We start from the raw sequence: 16,229 nt of genomic DNA, 5'->3' as shown, positions 1-16,229 counted from the left end.
CCGGGTTCAACCGGGCTTGCTGTAAGGTATGCCGGCCATTTGCTTTGACGTGATCGAACACCCGGGGTGCTGTGGGCATGAGTCGTCTGTTCTGGAAAGCCTGTCTTTTCTGGCTAAGTTGCCTGCCGCTGCTGGCAGTGGCGGAACCTCCCGTGCCGCCGCTGACGCTGGACGACGCGCAGCGCGCATGGCTCGCTGAACACCCGCGGCTGCGCGTCGGCGCCGTGCTCGAGGCTCCCTACGTGCAGCAGGACCGCCGCCTGCAGCAGCTCTCCGGAGCCAACGTCGAACTGTTGGAATGGCTGGCCAAGGCACTGGGCGTCGGTCTGCAATGGCGTACCTATCCTGACCAGGCGACGCTGGAAAAAGCGGTGCGTGCCGGGGAAATCGATCTCGCCCCCGGCATCAGCCAGACGCCTTCGACCCTGCGCGACTGGCTGTTCTCCGACCCCTATCTGCGTGTGCCGCGTCTGGTCGTGGGCGATCGCGGAATGGGGACTTCGGTGGAACTGGACGCCCTTCGCGAGGGGGAATCCGTTTCCGTGCGCGGGCCCGGGCCGGTGGTGGATTACCTGCGCGGGACCTATTCGGGGCTGACCCTGCAAGTCGTCGATAGCGACCGAGAAGTACTGCGCAAGGTGCTCGGCCGCGAAGCCAGCTACGCGGTGATCGACGAGGCGCAACTGGCGCGCCTGACCCGCGAAGCCGAATTCACCGGGCTCTCTGTGGTCGCCGATATCGGCTACCCGCAATTGCTGCGCGTGGCGACGCGACGCGGCCTGCCGGAGCTGGCCGGGATCATCGATGCCGCCCTGCGCGCGGTGCCGGCCAAGGACCTCGACCGACTCCACGAGCGCTGGCTGCAACCGGTCTACCCGCGCCTGGGTTCTTCGCCCGGCTTCTGGCAGAACCTGTGCATCCTGCTCGGCCTGCTGCTGCTGTTCGCGGTAGCCGCATTGCTCTGGTTGCGCCGCCAGCACCGCGCGCTGGAGTCGCGCCTGCTCGCGGCACGCCGCGATATCGAATTGCGCCAGGCCGCGGAGCAGGCGCTGCGCCTGACCCAGTTCGCCATCGACAGCAGCACCGTCGGCATCCTCTGGGTCAACTGGGACAGCCATGTGCGCTACGCCAACCGCGCCGCCGAGGAGATGCTCGGCTACCTGCCGGGGGCGGTGGTGGACCTGCCGCTGTCGGCCTTCGAGCCAATGCTGGACATGGACCGCTGGCTCAATCTCTGGCGCCGTGCGCGCAATGCCGACGAGGCGCCGCTAAGCTTCGAGACCCGCTGCCTGCGTGCAGACGGCCAGTGGCTGCCGGCGGACGTTTCGCTGAGCTTCCTGCGTTTTGGCGATTCGGAGTACCTGCTGGTGTTCCTCAACGACGTCACCGAGCGCCGCCGTGCCCGTGCCGCGCTGGAGGAAAGCGAGGCGCGCCTGCAGGGCATCGCCGCCAACGTGCCGGGTCTGGTGTTCCGCCTGGAGCCCAACGCGCCGGACGACGACTCCGATTTTGCCTACATCAGCTTCATCACCGGCGGCAGCGAAACCTCGCTGGGCTACTCGCCCGGATACCTGCGCGAGAGTGGCCTGGGCATCATGGGGCTGGTGCATCCGTCCGAGCGCGAAGGCTACCTGGCGAGCCAGCTCGAAGCGGTGGAGGGCCGACGCAACTGGCTGTGGCAGGGGCGCATCCTCACCCGCAGCCACGAGCCGCGCTGGGTCGACATCAAGGCGACGGTGCGCACCCTCGACGACGGTCGCCCGGCCTGGGACGGGGTGGTCTGGGACATCACCGAACACAAGCAGATCGAACGGGAGCTGCAGGATTCCCGCGCGCAGCTGCGCGAGCTGTCGGCGCACCTGGAGAGCGTGCGGGAGGAGGAGAAGGCGCGCATCGCCCGCGAAGTGCACGATGAATTGGGCCAGGTGCTCACCGTGCTGAAGCTGGAAACCTCCATGTGCGAACTGGCCTACGCCGAGCTCGACAGCGGTCTGCGCGAGCGCCTGGACAACATGAAGCGCTTGATCGCCCAGTTGTTCCAGCTGGTGCGTGACGTGGCCACCGCGCTGCGCCCGCCCATCCTCGATGCCGGCATCGGCTCGGCGGTGGAATGGCAGGCACGCCGGTTCGAAGCGCGCACGCAGATTCCCTGCCTGGTGCAGGTGCCGGAGAACCCGCCGGAACTGTCGGATGCCAAGGCCATCGGGCTGTTCCGCATCCTCCAGGAGGCGCTGACCAATGTCATGCGCCATGCCCAGGCGCATACTGTGGAATTGCAGCTGAGCGTCGAAGGGCGCGAGCTGTGCCTGCGCATCGCCGACGACGGCGTGGGCTTCGACCCGAACGCCACGCGGCAGGGCGTTTCCTTTGGCCTGGTGGGCATGCGCGAGCGGGTGCTGATGTTCGGTGGCACCCTGCAGATCGACAGCCAGCCCGGGGAGGGCACCACGCTGTGGATTCGGGTGCCTCTGCGCTCGGCAAGTACGTAACCGGGCGACAAACATAACGACAATGACAAGAGTGGATCGGGAGGAAGGGCGGTGATTCGAGTGCTGGTGGCGGAAGACCATACGATCGTGCGCGAGGGCATCAAGCAACTGATCGGCATGGCCAAGGACCTGCAGGTGGTGGGCGAGGCCACCAACGGCGAGCAGTTGCTCGAAACCCTGCGCCAGACGCCCTGTGAAGTGGTCCTGCTGGATATCTCCATGCCCGGAGTCAACGGCCTGGAAGCCATCCCGCGGATCCGCGCGCTGAACAGTCCGCCGGCGATCCTCATGCTGTCCATGCACGATGAAGTGCAGATGGTCGCCCGCGCGCTGAAGGTCGGCGCCGCCGGCTACGCCACCAAGGACAGCGATCCGGCGCTGCTGCTCACGGCGATCCGCAAGGTGGCCAGCGGTGGTCGCTACATCGATCCCGATCTCGCCGACCGCATGGTCTTCGAAGTCGGTCTCACCGATTCCCGTCCGCCCCATGCGCTGCTTTCGGAGCGCGAGTTCTCGGTGTTCGAGCGCCTGGTGCAGGGCGAGGGCGTCAACGAAATCGCCCAGCAACTGGCGGTCAGCAGCAAGACCATCAGCACACACAAGGCGCGGCTGATGCAGAAACTCAACGCCAACTCGGTGGCGGACCTGGTGCGTTACGCCATGGAGCACAAGCTCGTCTGAGCGTCCCGCGCAGCCGCTTTGACCTGCGGCAGATCGATCGCTGAATTTTCCCTCCACTCTGTGCGACGTGTCCGATTTCTGTAACGAACCGTCTATCTAGCGGGCGTGAGGCAGGGAATGATTGCCGGCTTCATGCAGTACGTCGTGATAACAAGGAGAAGAAGATGTTGCGAGCGGTAAGGGGAGGGCTGCTGTTCGGCCTGCTGGGGAGCGCTGCGATGCCGGCGCTGGCGGACTACGTCACGGTGATTTCCTTCGGTGGCGCCAACAAGGAAGCTCAGGAGGCGGCCTTCTACAAACCGTTCAAGGAAGTGACCGGCAACGCCGTCGTCCACGGCTCCTACAACGGCGACCTGGCCAAGCTCAAGCGCATGGTGGAGATCAGCCATGTGTCCTGGGACGTGGTGGAAGTCGAGGCCCCCGAGCTCGCGCGCGGCTGCGAGGAAGGGCTGTTCATGAAGCTCGATCCCAAGACCCTGGGCAACACCGCCGATTTCGTTCCCGGCGCGGTGCAGCCGTGCGGCGTCGGCATCTTCGTCTGGACCACGCTGCTGGCGTACAACCAGAGCAAGCTGCAGGGCACGCCCAGCAGTTGGGCGGATTTCTGGGACACCAGGAAATTCCCCGGCAAGCGCGGCCTGCGCTGGGGCGCCAAGTACAGCCTGGAATTCGCCCTGATGGCCGACGGCATCGCGCCCAAGGACGTCTACAAGGTGCTCGCCACCGACGAGGGGGTCGATCGCGCCTTCCGCAAGCTCGATGAACTCAAGCCGAACATCAACTGGTGGAAGTCCGGCCAGGACCCGGTGCGCGACCTTGCCGACGGCACCGTGGTGATGAGCTCCGCCTACAACGGCCGGATCGCCGCCGCGCAGGCCGAGCAGAAGGGCTTCCGCATGGTCTGGGCCGGCGGCATCTACGACTTCGACTTCTGGGCGCTGCCCTCGGGCGTGTTCAAGAAGGAGCTGGCCGAGCAGTTCGTCAACTTCGCCGGCCAGCCGCAGCAGCAGAAGGCGTTCGCCGAAAACATTTCCTACGGTCCGACCAACCGCAAGGCCGTGGAATTGCTGGCACCGGACGTGGCCGCCAACCTGCCCACCGCGCCGCAGAACATCGCCCATGCCGTGGGCATGGACGTAGCCTTCTGGACCGAGCATGGCGATGCGCTGGAGAAGCGCTTCCAGGCCTGGGCCAAGCGCTGATCGAGGGACTGCCGGCCACAAGCTGGTCGGCAGTCTGTTTCGCTATTTTTTGTAGGGCGATCCCTACAAAGCATCCTCTCTAAGCCTTATAGCAATCTCTCATACCGCCCGATTTGCGTGCCGGTCCAGCTTCTCTAGGCTTGATTCAACGGCATTTACAAAAAAACAAAGGTGCGGTGATGGCCGAGAATCAGGCAAACGATGTACTGGTGAGTTTCCGTGGCGTGCAGAAGAGCTACGACGGCGAATCCCTCATCGTGAAGGACCTCAATCTGGACATTCGCAAAGGCGAATTCCTGACGCTGCTGGGGCCCTCGGGTTCCGGCAAGACCACCAGCCTGATGATGCTGGCCGGTTTCGAAACGCCCACCGCCGGTGAAATCCAGCTCGCCGGGCGCGCCATCAACAACGTCCCGCCGCACAAGCGCGACATCGGCATGGTGTTCCAGAACTATGCCCTGTTCCCGCACATGACGGTGGCCGAGAACCTGGCCTTCCCGCTCTCCGTGCGCGGCATGAGCAAGACCGACGTCAGTGAGCGCGTGAAGCGCGCGCTGTCGATGGTCCAGCTCGACACCTTCGCCGGTCGCTATCCCGCCCAGCTCTCCGGTGGCCAGCAGCAGCGCGTGGCCCTGGCCCGTGCGCTGGTCTTCGAGCCGCAACTGGTACTGATGGACGAACCCCTCGGTGCGCTCGACAAGCAGCTGCGCGAGCACATGCAGATGGAGATCAAGCACATCCACCAGCGCCTGGGCGTGACCGTGGTCTACGTGACCCACGACCAGGGTGAAGCCCTGACCATGTCCGACCGAGTGGCGGTGTTCCACCAGGGCGAGATCCAGCAGATCGCCCCGCCCGCCGAGCTCTACGAACACCCGCGCAACTCCTTCGTCGCCAACTTCATCGGCGAGAACAACCGCATTGCCGGCCAGCTCCAGGCCCGCGATGGCGACCGCTGCACCGTGGGCCTGGCCCGTGGCGAGAAGGTCGAGGCGCTGGCGATCAACGTCGGCAACGTCGGCGACACCGTCAGCCTGTCGATACGCCCCGAGCGCGTGCGCCTGAACGGCCACAGCGAAAACTGCGTGAACCGCTTCTCCGGCCGCGTCGCCGAGTTCATCTACCTGGGTGACCACGTGCGCATTCGCCTGGAGGTCTGCGGCCGCACCGATTTCTTCGTCAAACAGCCGATCGCCGAGCTCGATCCTGCGCTCAGTGTTGGCGACGTGGTTCCGCTGGGCTGGGAAGTCGAGCACGTCCGCGCGCTCGACCCACTGTCCGCGGCGTAACAGCGCGGCCCGGCCACTCCCGGACGCATCCAAGAAAAACAAACCTGCACACTGTGGAGACAACAATAATGTCGAAGTCCTTGAAAGCATCGGGGCTCAAACTCGCAGCGCTGACTCTGGGCGTGGCCTTCGCGGCCCAGTCCATGGCCGCCACCGACCTGACCGTGGTGTCTTTCGGCGGCGCCAACAAGAACGCCCAGGTCAAGGCGTTCTACGGCCCCTACGAGAAGAGCACTGGCAACAAGATCGTCGCTGGCGAATACAACGGCGAAATGGCCAAGGTGAAGGCCATGGTCGACACCAACAGCGTCTCCTGGGACCTGGTGGAAGTCGAGTCGCCGGAACTGGCCCGCGGTTGTGACGAAGGCCTGTTCGAAACCATCGACCCGGCCATCCTCGGCAAGGCCGAAGACTACGTACCGGGCGCCGTGACCAACTGCGGCGTCGGCTTCTTCGTCTGGTCCACCGTGCTGGCCTACAACGCCGACAAGCTGAAGACCGCACCGACCAGCTGGGCCGACTTCTGGGACACCCAGAAATTCCCGGGCAAGCGCGGCCTGCGCAAGGGCGCCAAGTACACCCTGGAATTCGCCCTGATGGCCGACGGCGTTGCGCCCAAGGACGTCTACAAGGTGCTGGCGACCAAGGAAGGCCAGGACCGCGCCTTCAAGAAACTCGACCAGATCAAGCCGAACATCCAGTGGTGGGAAGCCGGCGCCCAGCCGCCGCAGTACCTCGCTTCCGGTGACGTGGTCATGAGCTCCGCCTACAACGGTCGCATCGCCGCCGTGCAGAAAGAGAGCAACCTGAAGATCGTCTGGAACGGCGGCATCTACGACTTCGACGCCTGGGCCATCCCCAAGGGCGCCAAGAAGGTCGACGAGAGCCTGAAGTTCATTGCCTTCTCGGTTCAGCCCGAGCAGCAGAAGACCTACTCCGAGAACATCGCCTACGGCCCGGTCAACAAGAACGCCGTACCGCTGCTGAGCAAGGACCTGCTCAAGGACATGCCGACCACCCCGGAAAACATGCAGGGCCAGGTCGGTATGGACGTGACCTTCTGGGCTGACTACGGCGAGCAGCTGGAACAGCGCTTCAACGCCTGGGCTGCCAAGTAAGACGCAGCAGTGCCAAACCGTCGCGGCCACCCGGACCGCGACGGACCGGGACCGCCGCTCCTCCTCGCGGCGGTTCCTCCTGACACCACACCTTGGCCGCTTTCGGGCGGCCTGTTTTACCGGAGTTCGCTATGGCCACCGCTGTGTCTCTGAACGAGGTCGCCGGCCCCACCCTCAAGCAGCGCCTGGCGCGCGCGGAGCGGATGAACCGTCTGAAGTCCCAGGCGCTGGTGCTGCCCCTGCTGGTCTTCCTGCTGCTGACCTTCCTGGTGCCCATCGCGGCGCTGCTTTACAAGAGCGTGAACAACCCCGAGGTCGTCGGCGCGCTGCCGCTGACCGTCAACGCCATTTCCGAATGGGACGGCAAGTCGCTGCCTTCGGATGCGGTGTACAAGGCGCTGAGCGACGACCTGGTCGCCGCGCGCAAGAACCAGACCATCGGTGATCTCTCCAAGCGCCTGAACATGGAACTGGCCGGCTACCGCAGCCTGCTGTCCAAGACCGCGCGCGCATTGCCGTTCAAGGAGCAACCGGCGTCGTACAAGGACGCCATGGAAGCCCTCGACGAGCGTTGGGGCGATCCGGCCTACTGGCAGGCAATCCGTCGCAACGCCAGCTCTGTCACCCCCTATTATCTGCTGGCGGCGCTCGATCACCGCATCGACGACCTGGGCGAAATCGCCCGTGCCACGCCGGACCAGTCGATCTACCTGGACATCTTCGCCCGCACCTTCTGGATGGGCGCGGTGATCACCCTGATCTGCCTGGCGCTGGCCTACCCGCTGGCCTATCTGCTGGCGATCCTGCCGACCCGCAAGTCCAACCTGCTGATGATCATGGTGCTGCTGCCGTTCTGGACCTCGATCCTGGTGCGTGTCGCCGCGTGGATCGTGCTGTTGCAGTCCGGTGGCCTGATCAACGGCGCGCTGCTGAAGATGGGCCTGATCGACCAGCCGCTGCAGTTGGTGTTCAACCGCACGGGCGTTTACATCTCCATGGTCCACATCATGCTGCCGTTCATGATCCTGCCGATCTACAGCGTGATGAAGGGCATTTCCCCCAGCTACATGCGCGCCGCGATCTCGCTGGGCTGCCATCCGTTCGCCAGCTTCTGGAAGGTGTACTTCCCGCAGACCGTGGCCGGTGTCGGCGCCGGCTGCCTGCTGGTGTTCATCCTGTCGATCGGCTACTACATCACCCCGGCGCTGCTGGGCAGCCCGAACGACCAGATGGTCAGCTACTTCGTCGCCTTCTACACCAACACCACCATCAACTGGGGCATGGCCACGGCCCTGGGCGGCCTGCTGCTGTTCGCCACCCTGGTGCTCTACGTGATCTATGGCTGGCTGGTGGGCGCGAGCCGCCTGCGCCTGGGCTGATGAGGAGAACAAGAAGATGCTGAGCCCCTACATGTCCCCGGTCGAGCGCGTGTGGTTCTACACCCTGCGTATCCTCTGCGGCCTGATCCTGCTGTTCCTGGTGTTGCCGGTACTGGTCATCGTGCCGCTGTCGTTCAACTCCGGCACCTTCCTGGTCTACCCGCTGCAGGGCTTCTCCCTGCGCTGGTACGCCGACTTCTTCAACTCCGCCGAGTGGATGCGCGCACTGACCAACAGCATCATCGTCGCCCCGGCGGCCACCGTGCTGGCGATGGTGTTCGGCACCCTGGCGTCTATCGGCCTGACCCGCGGCGAGTTCCGCGGCAAGGCGCTGGTCATGAGCCTGGTGATCTCGCCGATGGTGGTGCCGGTGGTGATCATCGGCGTGGCCAGCTACCTGTTCTTCGCGCCGCTGGGCCTGGGCAACAGCTACATCTCGCTGATCATCGTCCACGCGGTGCTGGGTGTGCCGTTCGTCATCATCACCGTGTCGGCGACGCTGCAGGGCTTCAACTACAACCTGGTGCGCGCCGCCGCCAGCCTGGGTGCGCCGCCGGTGCTGACCTTCTTCAAGGTCACCCTGCCGCTGATCGCTCCCGGTGTGATCTCCGGGGCGCTGTTCGCCTTCGCCACCTCCTTCGACGAAGTGGTGGTGACCCTGTTCCTCGCCGGCCCCGAGCAGGCCACCCTGCCGCGCCAGATGTTCAGCGGCATCCGCGAGAACCTCAGCCCGACCATCGCCGCTGCGGCGACCCTGCTGATCGGCTTCTCCGTCGTGCTCCTGCTGACCCTCGAGTGGCTGCGCGGCCGCAGCGAGAAGCTGCGCACCGCACCGACTTCCTGATTCACAGTGTTTCGCGGACGGTTGCGTCCCTGTGCTCACCCACAGGGGCGGGATCGATCCGCGATTTTTTTGCCTACAGAGCGATCTCATTTCACTCTGTCGATGACCTTTCCGTCTTCAATCAGCCACTCGGTCTCCGGAATGCCGTGAGTGCCATCTTCAGTGAGTAGAAAGTATCCACTTGGAGAGATGGCGTAATCATCAGTCTGCACAACAAGTCTTGCCAGACCCTCCACCTGAGCTCGGATGTAAGGCAGGGCATGGGTTCTGATCTGAGCGCCAAAGAACACAAATCGAGTGCTGTTTATGCTCCTGGGTTGGATCATCCAGCCGTCCCGATAGAGCCCCATCTGCTGATCGGTTACGAGACCTGCAGCTCCGGGAACAGGAGCTTTTAGCTGTCCTTCAATTTCCTCCATCGGCAATGATTGGTCCAACTGAAGCCAACCAGCCACCGTTATGTAGGCTCCCATCTCTGCATTCTCCTAGGCTGCGTAAAGGGCTGAACGTCGCCATTGTCACCGGGGTAAATCGATTGCGGCTACAATGCGCGCCATCCGTGATTTCCGCCCACAGAGGTGCGCCATGCAACCCTACGCCATCGCTCCGTCGATCCTTTCCGCCGACTTCGCCCGCCTGGGCGAGGATGTGGACAAGGTGCTCGCTGCCGGCGCCGACATCGTCCACTTCGATGTGATGGACAACCACTACGTGCCGAACCTGACCATCGGCCCGATGGTCTGCACGGCGCTGCGCAAGTACGGCGTCACCGCACCCATCGACGTGCACCTGATGGTCTCCCCGGTGGACCGCATCATCGGTGACTTCATCGAAGCCGGCGCCACCTACATCACCTTCCATCCCGAAGCCACCCAGCACATCGACCGCTCCCTGCAACTGATCAAGGACGGCGGCTGCAAGGCCGGCCTGGTGTTCAACCCGGCCACCTCGCTGGACGCGCTGAAGTACGTGATGGACAAGATCGACATGGTCCTCCTGATGAGCGTGAACCCCGGCTTCGGCGGGCAGAAGTTCATCCCCGGCACCCTCGACAAGCTGCGCGAAGCCCGCGCGCTGATCGACGCTTCCGGCCGTGACATCCGCCTGGAAATCGACGGCGGGGTGAACGTGAAGAACATCCGCGAGATCGCCGAAGCGGGCGCCGACACCTTCGTCGCCGGCTCCGCCATCTTCAATGCAACGGACTACGCCGAGGTCATCCGCGCCATGCACGCTGAGCTGGCGCAGGCGCGCAAGTGATGAGCGCTGCACAACTGCCATTCGCCGGGCTGCCGCGTCTGGTGATGTTCGACCTGGACGGCACCCTGGTGGATTCGGTCCCCGACCTGGCCGCCGCGGTGGACAAGATGCTGCTGGCGCTCGGTCGCCAGCCGGCCGGCCTGGACGCGGTGCGTCACTGGGTCGGCAACGGCGCGCGGGTGCTGGTGCGTCGCGCCCTGGCCAATGACATCGAGCACGATGGGGTCAGCGAGGAAGACACCGAGCGCGCCCTCGAGCTGTTCATGGACTTCTACGCCGACAGCCATGCGCTCACCCTGGTCTACCCCGGCGTGATCGAGACCCTGAAGTGGCTGAAGAAGCGCGGCGTGGAGCTGGCGCTGATCACCAACAAGCCCGAGCAATTCGTCGCGCCGTTGCTGGACGAGATGAAACTGGGCAAGTTCTTTCGCTGGATCATCGGTGGCGATACCCTGCCGCAGCAGAAGCCCGACCCGGCCGCGCTGCTGTTCGTGATGAAGATGGCCGGCGTGTCGGCGGAGCAGGCGCTGTTCGTTGGCGACTCGCGCAATGACATTCTCGCTGCCAAGGCCGCCGGCGTGCGCAGCGTGGGTCTGAGCTACGGCTACAACCATGGCCGCCCCATTGCCGAGGAAACCCCGACGCTGGTGCTCGACGACCTGCGCCATCTGCTGCCTTGCTTCGATTCGGGCAAAGCGATAGTGTTGCCCGACTCCGCCTCAACTCCCGCTCAGCGAGACAGCACCGTGGAAACGGCTCCCCACACACTCTGGATGAAGGTCATCAAGGCCCTGGCCCGCTGGCGCTGGCGCGCCTGACATCCTTTGGCCGGTACGCCCGGCGCGTGTGTGCAACCAAGTCCGTTACCTCCTCACTCCACGAGGCTGATCATGACCCGCGAAGAATTCCAGCGCCTGGCCGCCGAAGGCTACAACCGCATTCCGCTGACCTGCGAAACCCTTGCCGACTTCGACACCCCGCTGTCGATCTACCTGAAGCTGGCCGATGGCCCCAACACCTACCTGCTCGAATCCGTGCAGGGCGGCGAGAAGTGGGGGCGCTACTCGATCATCGGCCTGCCCAGCCGCACCGTGCTACGTGTGTACGGTCACCAGGCGAGCATCAAGGTCGACGGCGTCGAGACCGAGAGCTTCGAATGCGCCGACCCGCTGGCCTTCGTCGAGGAGTTCAAGGAGCGCTACCGCGTACCGACCATTGCCGGTCTGCCGCGCTTCAACGGTGGTCTGGTCGGCTACTTCGGCTACGACTGCGTACGTTACGTCGAGCAGCGGCTGGCGCAGTGCCCGAACCCGGACCCGCTGAACAATCCCGACATCCTGCTGATGGTCTCCGACGCGGTGGTCGTCTTCGACAACCTCGCCGGCAAGATGCACGCGATCGTCCTCGCCGACCCGGCGCAGGCCGACGCCTACGACAAGGGCCTGGCCCAGCTGGAAGAACTGCTGGAGCGCCTGCGCCAGCCGATCACCCCGCGCCGCGGCCTGGACTTCAGCGCCGTGAATGCCCCGGAGCCGCAGTTCCGCGCCAGCTTCACCCGCGAGGACTACGAGCGCGCCGTCGGCACCATCAAGGAATACATCCTGGCCGGCGACTGCATGCAGGTCGTGCCGTCGCAGCGCATGTCCATCGACTTCAGTGCGGCGCCCATCGACCTGTACCGTGCGCTGCGCTGCTTCAACCCGACGCCGTACATGTACTTCTTCAACTTCGGCGACTTCCATGTCGTCGGCAGTTCGCCGGAAGTGCTGGTGCGCGTCGAGGACGGCGAAGTCACCGTGCGCCCCATCGCCGGCACCCGCCCGCGGGGTGCGACCGAAGAAGCCGACCGCGCGCTGGAAGAAGACCTGCTTTCCGACGCCAAGGAAATCGCCGAGCACCTGATGCTCATCGACCTGGGGCGCAACGACGTCGGCCGCGTGTCGCAGACCGGCAGCGTGAAGGTCACCGAGCAGATGGTGATCGAGCGCTACTCCAACGTCATGCACATCGTTTCCAACGTAAACGGCCAGCTCAAGCCATCGCTTTCCGCGATGGACGCCCTGCGTGCAATCCTGCCGGCGGGCACCTTGTCCGGCGCGCCGAAGATTCGCGCGATGGAAATCATCGACGAGCTGGAGCCGGTCAAGCGCGGCGTCTACGGCGGTGCCGTGGGTTACCTCGCGTGGAACGGCAACATGGACACCGCCATCGCCATCCGCACCGCGGTGATCAAGAACGGCGAACTCCACGTCCAGGCCGGCGGCGGCATCGTCGCCGACTCGGTGCCGGCGGCAGAGTGGGAGGAAACCATCAACAAGCGCCGCGCGATGTTCCGTGCCGTGGCGCTGGCGGAGCACACCGCCAAGGTGCACGGCAAGGGTTGAGTCGCTGACTCGATAAAAAGCCCCGCTTCGGCGGGGCTTTTTGTTGGGGCCCTGCGCTAATCAACAGGTTCAGGTGGACAGAAGAGTTCTCGCTGGCACTGTAAGGCTCCCGCTCCCTTCAGGGAGAGGGGGCCGTCCGGTGCGGGAGCTGGCTCTGGTGTCTGTGGCGGCTCCATGGTTACCCCGCCTGCCGCGCTTCCACCACCTGCAGGTTCGCCTTGCGCCGGGCGAGGGCGGCGTCCGCCTGTTGCGAGCGCTCCTCCACATAGGCCGCCAAGTGGTCCACCGCGACGTACTGCATCGCCTTGTGGCTGTCATCCAGCGTGGTCACCGGCAGGGCGATGCGTCCGCAGGACAGCGCCTTGCTGAAATTCTCCCGGTTCAGGTTGCGAAACCAGCGCTCGCGCACCTGCTCCAGCGGCACCAGGACGTCCCCGAAGATCTGGTAGACCAGGCTCACCGTCTCCGGGCGAGGGGCGGGGCGAATATCGGCGGTCGACTGCATGGGACTCTCCTGTTCCGATGGTGGTGGCGACAGGTATAAATATAGCAAAGGTTGTATTTGTCTTCAATCGCCAGCCAAAGAAAACCCCGCCGAAGCGGGGCCTGTCCTGTCTAGCGCACCAGCGTCGGTGCGCGACGATGGCGCACCGTGGACCACCAGAAGACCCAGCCGATCATGCGGATCTGCCCGCTGTCGAACTGCTCCGGCGGGTATTCCTCGTCGGGGTACTCATCACGGTTGAAGCTGCGCAGGCGGATGCCACCGCCCGGCAGGCGGTAGACGAACTTCACCCGCAGCATGCCCTCGTGTTCCAGGGCGTAGATCTCGCCGTCGGTGATGTGCGTGGTCGCGGTATCGATGCCGATGGTGGAGCCATCCATGATCAGCGGCTCCATGCTGTTGCCGGTGAGCTGGGCGCAGATTGCCGCCGCCGGATCGACCCCTGCCGCGCGCAGCGTGGCGTACGAGAAACGCAGCTTGCGCCCCTCTATCTCGCGCACTGCGGTGCGGCCGGCACCGGCCGCCAGTTCCACTTCCTTGTACAGGCGTAGTTCCACTTCGTCCTCGTCCAGCGGTGTGTCGCTATCCCATGGGTGCAGCGGTTCCAGCCGCAGCGGGCTGCCATCGGCCGGGCGCGGCGCGGGGGCACTGGGGCCCGGTGCCGGTGTGCCTTCTCCGGTGGCCAGCCAGGTCGGCGAGACCCCCAGCGCGCTGGCGATCTCGATCAGCTTGCGCGTGCTCTGCGCCTTGCCCGAGGTCAGCTTGTGGATGGTGTTCTGCGAAACCCCGGCGGCTTCGGCCAGGGTTTCCTGCTTGAGATTGCGCGAGGCCATCGCCTGTTTCAGGCGGTCGGCCAGCGTCGATGAGGGTGAGTTTTCCATGGCGGCACTCTACCTCCTGGGTTGTAGCGTGTAAATAGCTTTGGTGTTGACTAAATATAGCTATAGTTGTAATCATGAAAACCAGCAGCCCACCGGGGAGACGAAGACCGGTTCGGCTGACGGGAAGCGAACGACTTCCCCTTCACCGCGGCAAGGAGGCCGTGGGTTGCCTGCGAGCAGGCTGGAGGACGCGGGTGGGCCAGGGAGGCGCCGCCCGCGTACCGGCAGGGGATGCCGTCTGATGACTCGGCGCCCGCGACGAACAGATCGCGACTGACCACCCAGGCGGCCGAAGGCTCGGCGACCACGGAGGGTACGTCGCCAGGAGGACCTTCATGAATCAACCACCGAAACACACACGTACCGTTACTGCGGAGGTGCGCCATGGCTGACATCGCCGACTACGCCAATGACCTGATGCTGGAGCGCATCGAGGACATGCTGCACAGCCGCCGCTCCTCGGCGGCCATCAGCTCCGCCGAGTACTGCGAGGATTGCGGCGACGACATCCCGCCGGCGCGCCGCCTGGCCGCGCCGGGTTGCACTCGCTGCATCGACTGCCAGGCAATCGACGAACTGGAGCGGCGGCACTGAGCCGCCAGGGAGACACGCCGTGATCAAACCCATCGACGAAATGCTCAAGCTCTGGGCCGAAGAGATGCACAACCCGGGCAGCGCAGGCGGCGGTTATGCCGGCGGTAACCTGCTGGCGATGATGATGGCCAACAAGGGCGAGATGATTCGTGGCACACGAGGTAGCAAGGTGATCCTCGACCGCGTCGCGGAACTGGACCTGATCATCAACCACCTGCCTGACGAGCAGAAGGACGTAGTCACCGAGCACTACCTCAATCGCGACAGCGAAGCTTCGCAGAAATACCGGCACTGCCGCTGCAGCCGCAATACCTTCTACCTGCGCCTGCATGTGGCACACCAGAGTATCCAGTCGCGGCTGATGTGCCGCGTCGCCTGACCTTTCCTTTCTTTTTCCGAAGCCCGGCCCTGCGCCGGGCTTCGTGCTTTATCACGGGTCGCGTTGCGTTATGCTGGCTGCCCATGACGACTCCAATCCTCATTCGCCCCGCTGGAACCGAAGACGCCGATGCCATCCTGCGCATTCTCGGCGAAACCTACGAAGCCACCTGGAAGCCCGAGCTGACTGCCGAAGCCATCGCGCGTTTCGAGTCCTCCGCGCATACCGCCGCCTACGTGCGCGAGCGGCTGCCGTTCTTCCAGGTCGCCTGCATCGACGGCAAGGTCGTCGGCCTGCTCGACTGGCGCGAGGACTTCATCGATGCGCTGCATGTGTCTCCCCAGCATCAGCGCCTGGGAATCGGTGCGGCTCTGCTGCACCACGCCGAAACCGCTATCGCCCGCGCGGGCCATGCGCGCATTCGCCTGGAGACCGACACCTTCAACCAGCAGGCGCGTGCCTTCTATGGCAAGCACGGCTATGCGGAGGTCGATTTCTACCCGGACGAAGAGTGGCACAGCGGCTTCACCACTGTGCTGATGAGCAAGGGCCTCTGAAATTTCCGAAGCTGGATTTCCGCGTTTCGACAGCACATTGCGGTGTGTCATCTGCGTATTACCGCGCATTCCCCGAGAGGCCTTGTTCCGGCGGGAATCGGGGGGTAAAAAGTAGTCATTCTTGTAAAGGTGCATCCCCAGGGAGCACAACGCAAAACCCGAAAAGCCCGGCCACTGAGCCGGGCTTTTTCATGCCCGCGTTTTTTCGACCCGCCGTCGCGGCGGGTGGCCGGCGAGTGTGCCGGCAGTCATCCCCGGCTGGCTGATAGCCACCGGTTTCGCCCGTTCGCGGGCGTCTTTATTCAAGGTGAGCCAATGGGCAACGAACCTCAGACCCTGGCCGACGTGCCTTTGTGGGGGCTGATCCTGCTCGCGGTCGCGGGCGGCATCAGCGGTGAAATGTGGCGTGCCGACAAGGCGGGCCTGGGTGGTTGGAGATTGCTGCGGCGGCTGGCGTTGCGCTCCGGCGCCTCCATCGTCTGCGGCATGGCGGTGATGTTCCTGGCCATGGCTTGCGGCGCTTCGCTGACCCTCGCTGCGGCTATTGGCAGCCTGACGGCAGCGGCTGGTGCCGAGATCGCCGTCGGCCTTTATGAACGCTGGGCGGCGAAACGCCTGGGTGTCTGCGAGTTGCCGACCAGCGAGCGCGGACAAGAGTGAAGCAGCG

General features: G+C 64.7%; 17 protein-coding genes. 14 read left to right on the top strand and 3 right to left on the bottom strand.

Annotated features, from left to right (window positions below; genetic code table 11):
* The first annotated feature begins 77 nt into the window (after window positions 1-77).
* From MJ122_RS26390 to MJ122_RS26360, 7 genes are all read left to right on the top strand, one after another.
* Window positions 78-2,489: a sensor histidine kinase gene (locus tag MJ122_RS26390; protein ID WP_239746706.1), complete on the top strand. Its 2,412-nt coding sequence runs from the start codon at window positions 78-80 to the stop codon at window positions 2,487-2,489.
* 51 nt (window positions 2,490-2,540) lie between these two features.
* Complete coding sequence (locus MJ122_RS26385) at window positions 2,541-3,170, top strand: response regulator transcription factor (protein ID WP_026078829.1); 630 nt, start codon at window positions 2,541-2,543, stop codon at window positions 3,168-3,170.
* A 164-nt stretch (window positions 3,171-3,334) separates the two neighbouring features.
* Window positions 3,335-4,372, top strand: a complete 1,038-nt coding sequence (locus MJ122_RS26380; RefSeq protein ID WP_239746705.1) for an ABC transporter substrate-binding protein — start codon at window positions 3,335-3,337, stop codon at window positions 4,370-4,372.
* 179 nt (window positions 4,373-4,551) lie between these two features.
* Entirely contained in the window at window positions 4,552-5,661 is a 1,110-nt protein-coding gene (locus MJ122_RS26375; protein WP_017517308.1) for an ABC transporter ATP-binding protein, read from the top strand.
* Between the two features lie 68 nt (window positions 5,662-5,729).
* A complete protein-coding gene (locus MJ122_RS26370) occupies window positions 5,730-6,779 on the top strand; it encodes an ABC transporter substrate-binding protein (RefSeq protein WP_017517309.1) in 1,050 nt (349 codons plus the stop codon).
* 131 nt (window positions 6,780-6,910) lie between these two features.
* Window positions 6,911-8,158 (top strand): ABC transporter permease, encoded by a 1,248-nt coding sequence (locus MJ122_RS26365; protein ID WP_239746704.1) that lies wholly within the window; start codon window positions 6,911-6,913, stop codon window positions 8,156-8,158.
* Between the two features lie 16 nt (window positions 8,159-8,174).
* On the top strand, window positions 8,175-9,002 hold the full coding sequence (locus MJ122_RS26360; protein WP_045214142.1) for an ABC transporter permease: 828 nt from the start codon (window positions 8,175-8,177) through the stop codon (window positions 9,000-9,002).
* Window positions 9,003-9,088: 86 nt separating this feature from the next.
* On the opposite strand, the gene MJ122_RS26355 is transcribed toward MJ122_RS26360, so the two are convergent.
* The gene (locus MJ122_RS26355) at window positions 9,089-9,475 is read right to left on the bottom strand and encodes a hypothetical protein (RefSeq protein ID WP_239746703.1); all 387 of its coding nucleotides are present in this window, start codon (window positions 9,473-9,475) and stop codon (window positions 9,089-9,091) included.
* Window positions 9,476-9,587: 112 nt separating this feature from the next.
* Between MJ122_RS26355 and rpe the strand changes: the two genes are divergently transcribed.
* From rpe to trpE, 3 genes are all read left to right on the top strand, one after another.
* Complete coding sequence (rpe, locus tag MJ122_RS26350) at window positions 9,588-10,262, top strand: ribulose-phosphate 3-epimerase (RefSeq protein ID WP_239746701.1); 675 nt, start codon at window positions 9,588-9,590, stop codon at window positions 10,260-10,262.
* The gene (locus tag MJ122_RS26345; RefSeq protein WP_088420345.1) at window positions 10,262-11,080 is read left to right on the top strand and encodes a phosphoglycolate phosphatase; all 819 of its coding nucleotides are present in this window, start codon (window positions 10,262-10,264) and stop codon (window positions 11,078-11,080) included. Before rpe ends, MJ122_RS26345 begins: the two co-directional genes overlap by 1 nt.
* A gap of 72 nt (window positions 11,081-11,152) precedes the next feature.
* Window positions 11,153-12,646: an anthranilate synthase component I gene (gene trpE / locus MJ122_RS26340; protein ID WP_239746700.1), complete on the top strand. Its 1,494-nt coding sequence runs from the start codon at window positions 11,153-11,155 to the stop codon at window positions 12,644-12,646.
* 178 nt (window positions 12,647-12,824) lie between these two features.
* Here the strand turns inward: trpE and MJ122_RS26335 are convergent, their stop codons facing one another.
* Together MJ122_RS26335 and MJ122_RS26330 are read right to left on the bottom strand one after the other, a co-directional pair.
* On the bottom strand, window positions 12,825-13,151 hold the full coding sequence (locus tag MJ122_RS26335) for a pyocin activator PrtN family protein (protein ID WP_088420349.1): 327 nt from the start codon (window positions 13,149-13,151) through the stop codon (window positions 12,825-12,827).
* 110 nt (window positions 13,152-13,261) lie between these two features.
* A complete protein-coding gene (locus MJ122_RS26330; RefSeq protein WP_088420351.1) occupies window positions 13,262-14,032 on the bottom strand; it encodes a helix-turn-helix transcriptional regulator in 771 nt (256 codons plus the stop codon).
* A 384-nt stretch (window positions 14,033-14,416) separates the two neighbouring features.
* On the opposite strand from MJ122_RS26330, the gene MJ122_RS26325 reads away from it, so the two are divergent.
* The 4 genes from MJ122_RS26325 to MJ122_RS26310 all read left to right on the top strand — a co-directional run bounded on the left by MJ122_RS26325 (window position 14,417) and on the right by MJ122_RS26310 (window position 16,222).
* Window positions 14,417-14,626: a TraR/DksA C4-type zinc finger protein gene (locus MJ122_RS26325; RefSeq protein WP_239746699.1), complete on the top strand. Its 210-nt coding sequence runs from the start codon at window positions 14,417-14,419 to the stop codon at window positions 14,624-14,626.
* Window positions 14,627-14,645: 19 nt separating this feature from the next.
* The gene (locus MJ122_RS26320; RefSeq protein WP_239746697.1) at window positions 14,646-15,005 is read left to right on the top strand and encodes a hypothetical protein; all 360 of its coding nucleotides are present in this window, start codon (window positions 14,646-14,648) and stop codon (window positions 15,003-15,005) included.
* An 83-nt stretch (window positions 15,006-15,088) separates the two neighbouring features.
* Window positions 15,089-15,562 carry a GNAT family N-acetyltransferase gene (locus MJ122_RS26315; protein ID WP_239746695.1) on the top strand — a complete coding sequence of 158 codons (474 nt, stop codon included), beginning with the start codon at window positions 15,089-15,091 and terminating at the stop codon, window positions 15,560-15,562.
* Window positions 15,563-15,877: 315 nt separating this feature from the next.
* Entirely contained in the window at window positions 15,878-16,222 is a 345-nt protein-coding gene (locus MJ122_RS26310; protein WP_239746693.1) for a phage holin family protein, read from the top strand.
* The last annotated feature ends 7 nt before the right edge of the window (window positions 16,223-16,229 follow it).

The organism is Pseudomonas sp. DP-17 (assembly GCF_022380625.1).
In the GTDB taxonomy this organism is placed as follows: domain Bacteria; phylum Pseudomonadota; class Gammaproteobacteria; order Pseudomonadales; family Pseudomonadaceae; genus Pseudomonas; species Pseudomonas nitroreducens_A.
The sequence above is the reverse complement of the archived record's forward strand: the minus strand, read 5'-3'. Positions and strand labels throughout refer to the sequence as shown.

Excerpts from the sequence above, each read along its gene's own strand:
- MJ122_RS26390 (WP_239746706.1), top strand. The coding sequence starts at position 78 with ATGAGTCGTCTGTTCTGGAAAGCCTGTCTTTTCTGGCTAAGTTGCCTG.
- MJ122_RS26380 (WP_239746705.1), top strand. The coding sequence starts at position 3,335 with ATGTTGCGAGCGGTAAGGGGAGGGCTGCTGTTCGGCCTGCTGGGGAGC.
- MJ122_RS26375 (WP_017517308.1), top strand. The coding sequence starts at position 4,552 with ATGGCCGAGAATCAGGCAAACGATGTACTGGTGAGTTTCCGTGGCGTG.
- MJ122_RS26370 (WP_017517309.1), top strand. The coding sequence starts at position 5,730 with ATGTCGAAGTCCTTGAAAGCATCGGGGCTCAAACTCGCAGCGCTGACT.
- MJ122_RS26365 (WP_239746704.1), top strand. The coding sequence starts at position 6,911 with ATGGCCACCGCTGTGTCTCTGAACGAGGTCGCCGGCCCCACCCTCAAG.
- MJ122_RS26360 (WP_045214142.1), top strand. The coding sequence starts at position 8,175 with ATGCTGAGCCCCTACATGTCCCCGGTCGAGCGCGTGTGGTTCTACACC.
- MJ122_RS26355 (WP_239746703.1), bottom strand. The coding sequence starts at position 9,475 with ATGGGAGCCTACATAACGGTGGCTGGTTGGCTTCAGTTGGACCAATCA.
- rpe (WP_239746701.1), top strand. The coding sequence starts at position 9,588 with ATGCAACCCTACGCCATCGCTCCGTCGATCCTTTCCGCCGACTTCGCC.
- MJ122_RS26345 (WP_088420345.1), top strand. The coding sequence starts at position 10,262 with ATGAGCGCTGCACAACTGCCATTCGCCGGGCTGCCGCGTCTGGTGATG.
- trpE (WP_239746700.1), top strand. The coding sequence starts at position 11,153 with ATGACCCGCGAAGAATTCCAGCGCCTGGCCGCCGAAGGCTACAACCGC.
- MJ122_RS26335 (WP_088420349.1), bottom strand. The coding sequence starts at position 13,151 with ATGCAGTCGACCGCCGATATTCGCCCCGCCCCTCGCCCGGAGACGGTG.
- MJ122_RS26330 (WP_088420351.1), bottom strand. The coding sequence starts at position 14,032 with ATGGAAAACTCACCCTCATCGACGCTGGCCGACCGCCTGAAACAGGCG.
- MJ122_RS26325 (WP_239746699.1), top strand. The coding sequence starts at position 14,417 with ATGGCTGACATCGCCGACTACGCCAATGACCTGATGCTGGAGCGCATC.
- MJ122_RS26315 (WP_239746695.1), top strand. The coding sequence starts at position 15,089 with ATGACGACTCCAATCCTCATTCGCCCCGCTGGAACCGAAGACGCCGAT.
- MJ122_RS26310 (WP_239746693.1), top strand. The coding sequence starts at position 15,878 with ATGGGCAACGAACCTCAGACCCTGGCCGACGTGCCTTTGTGGGGGCTG.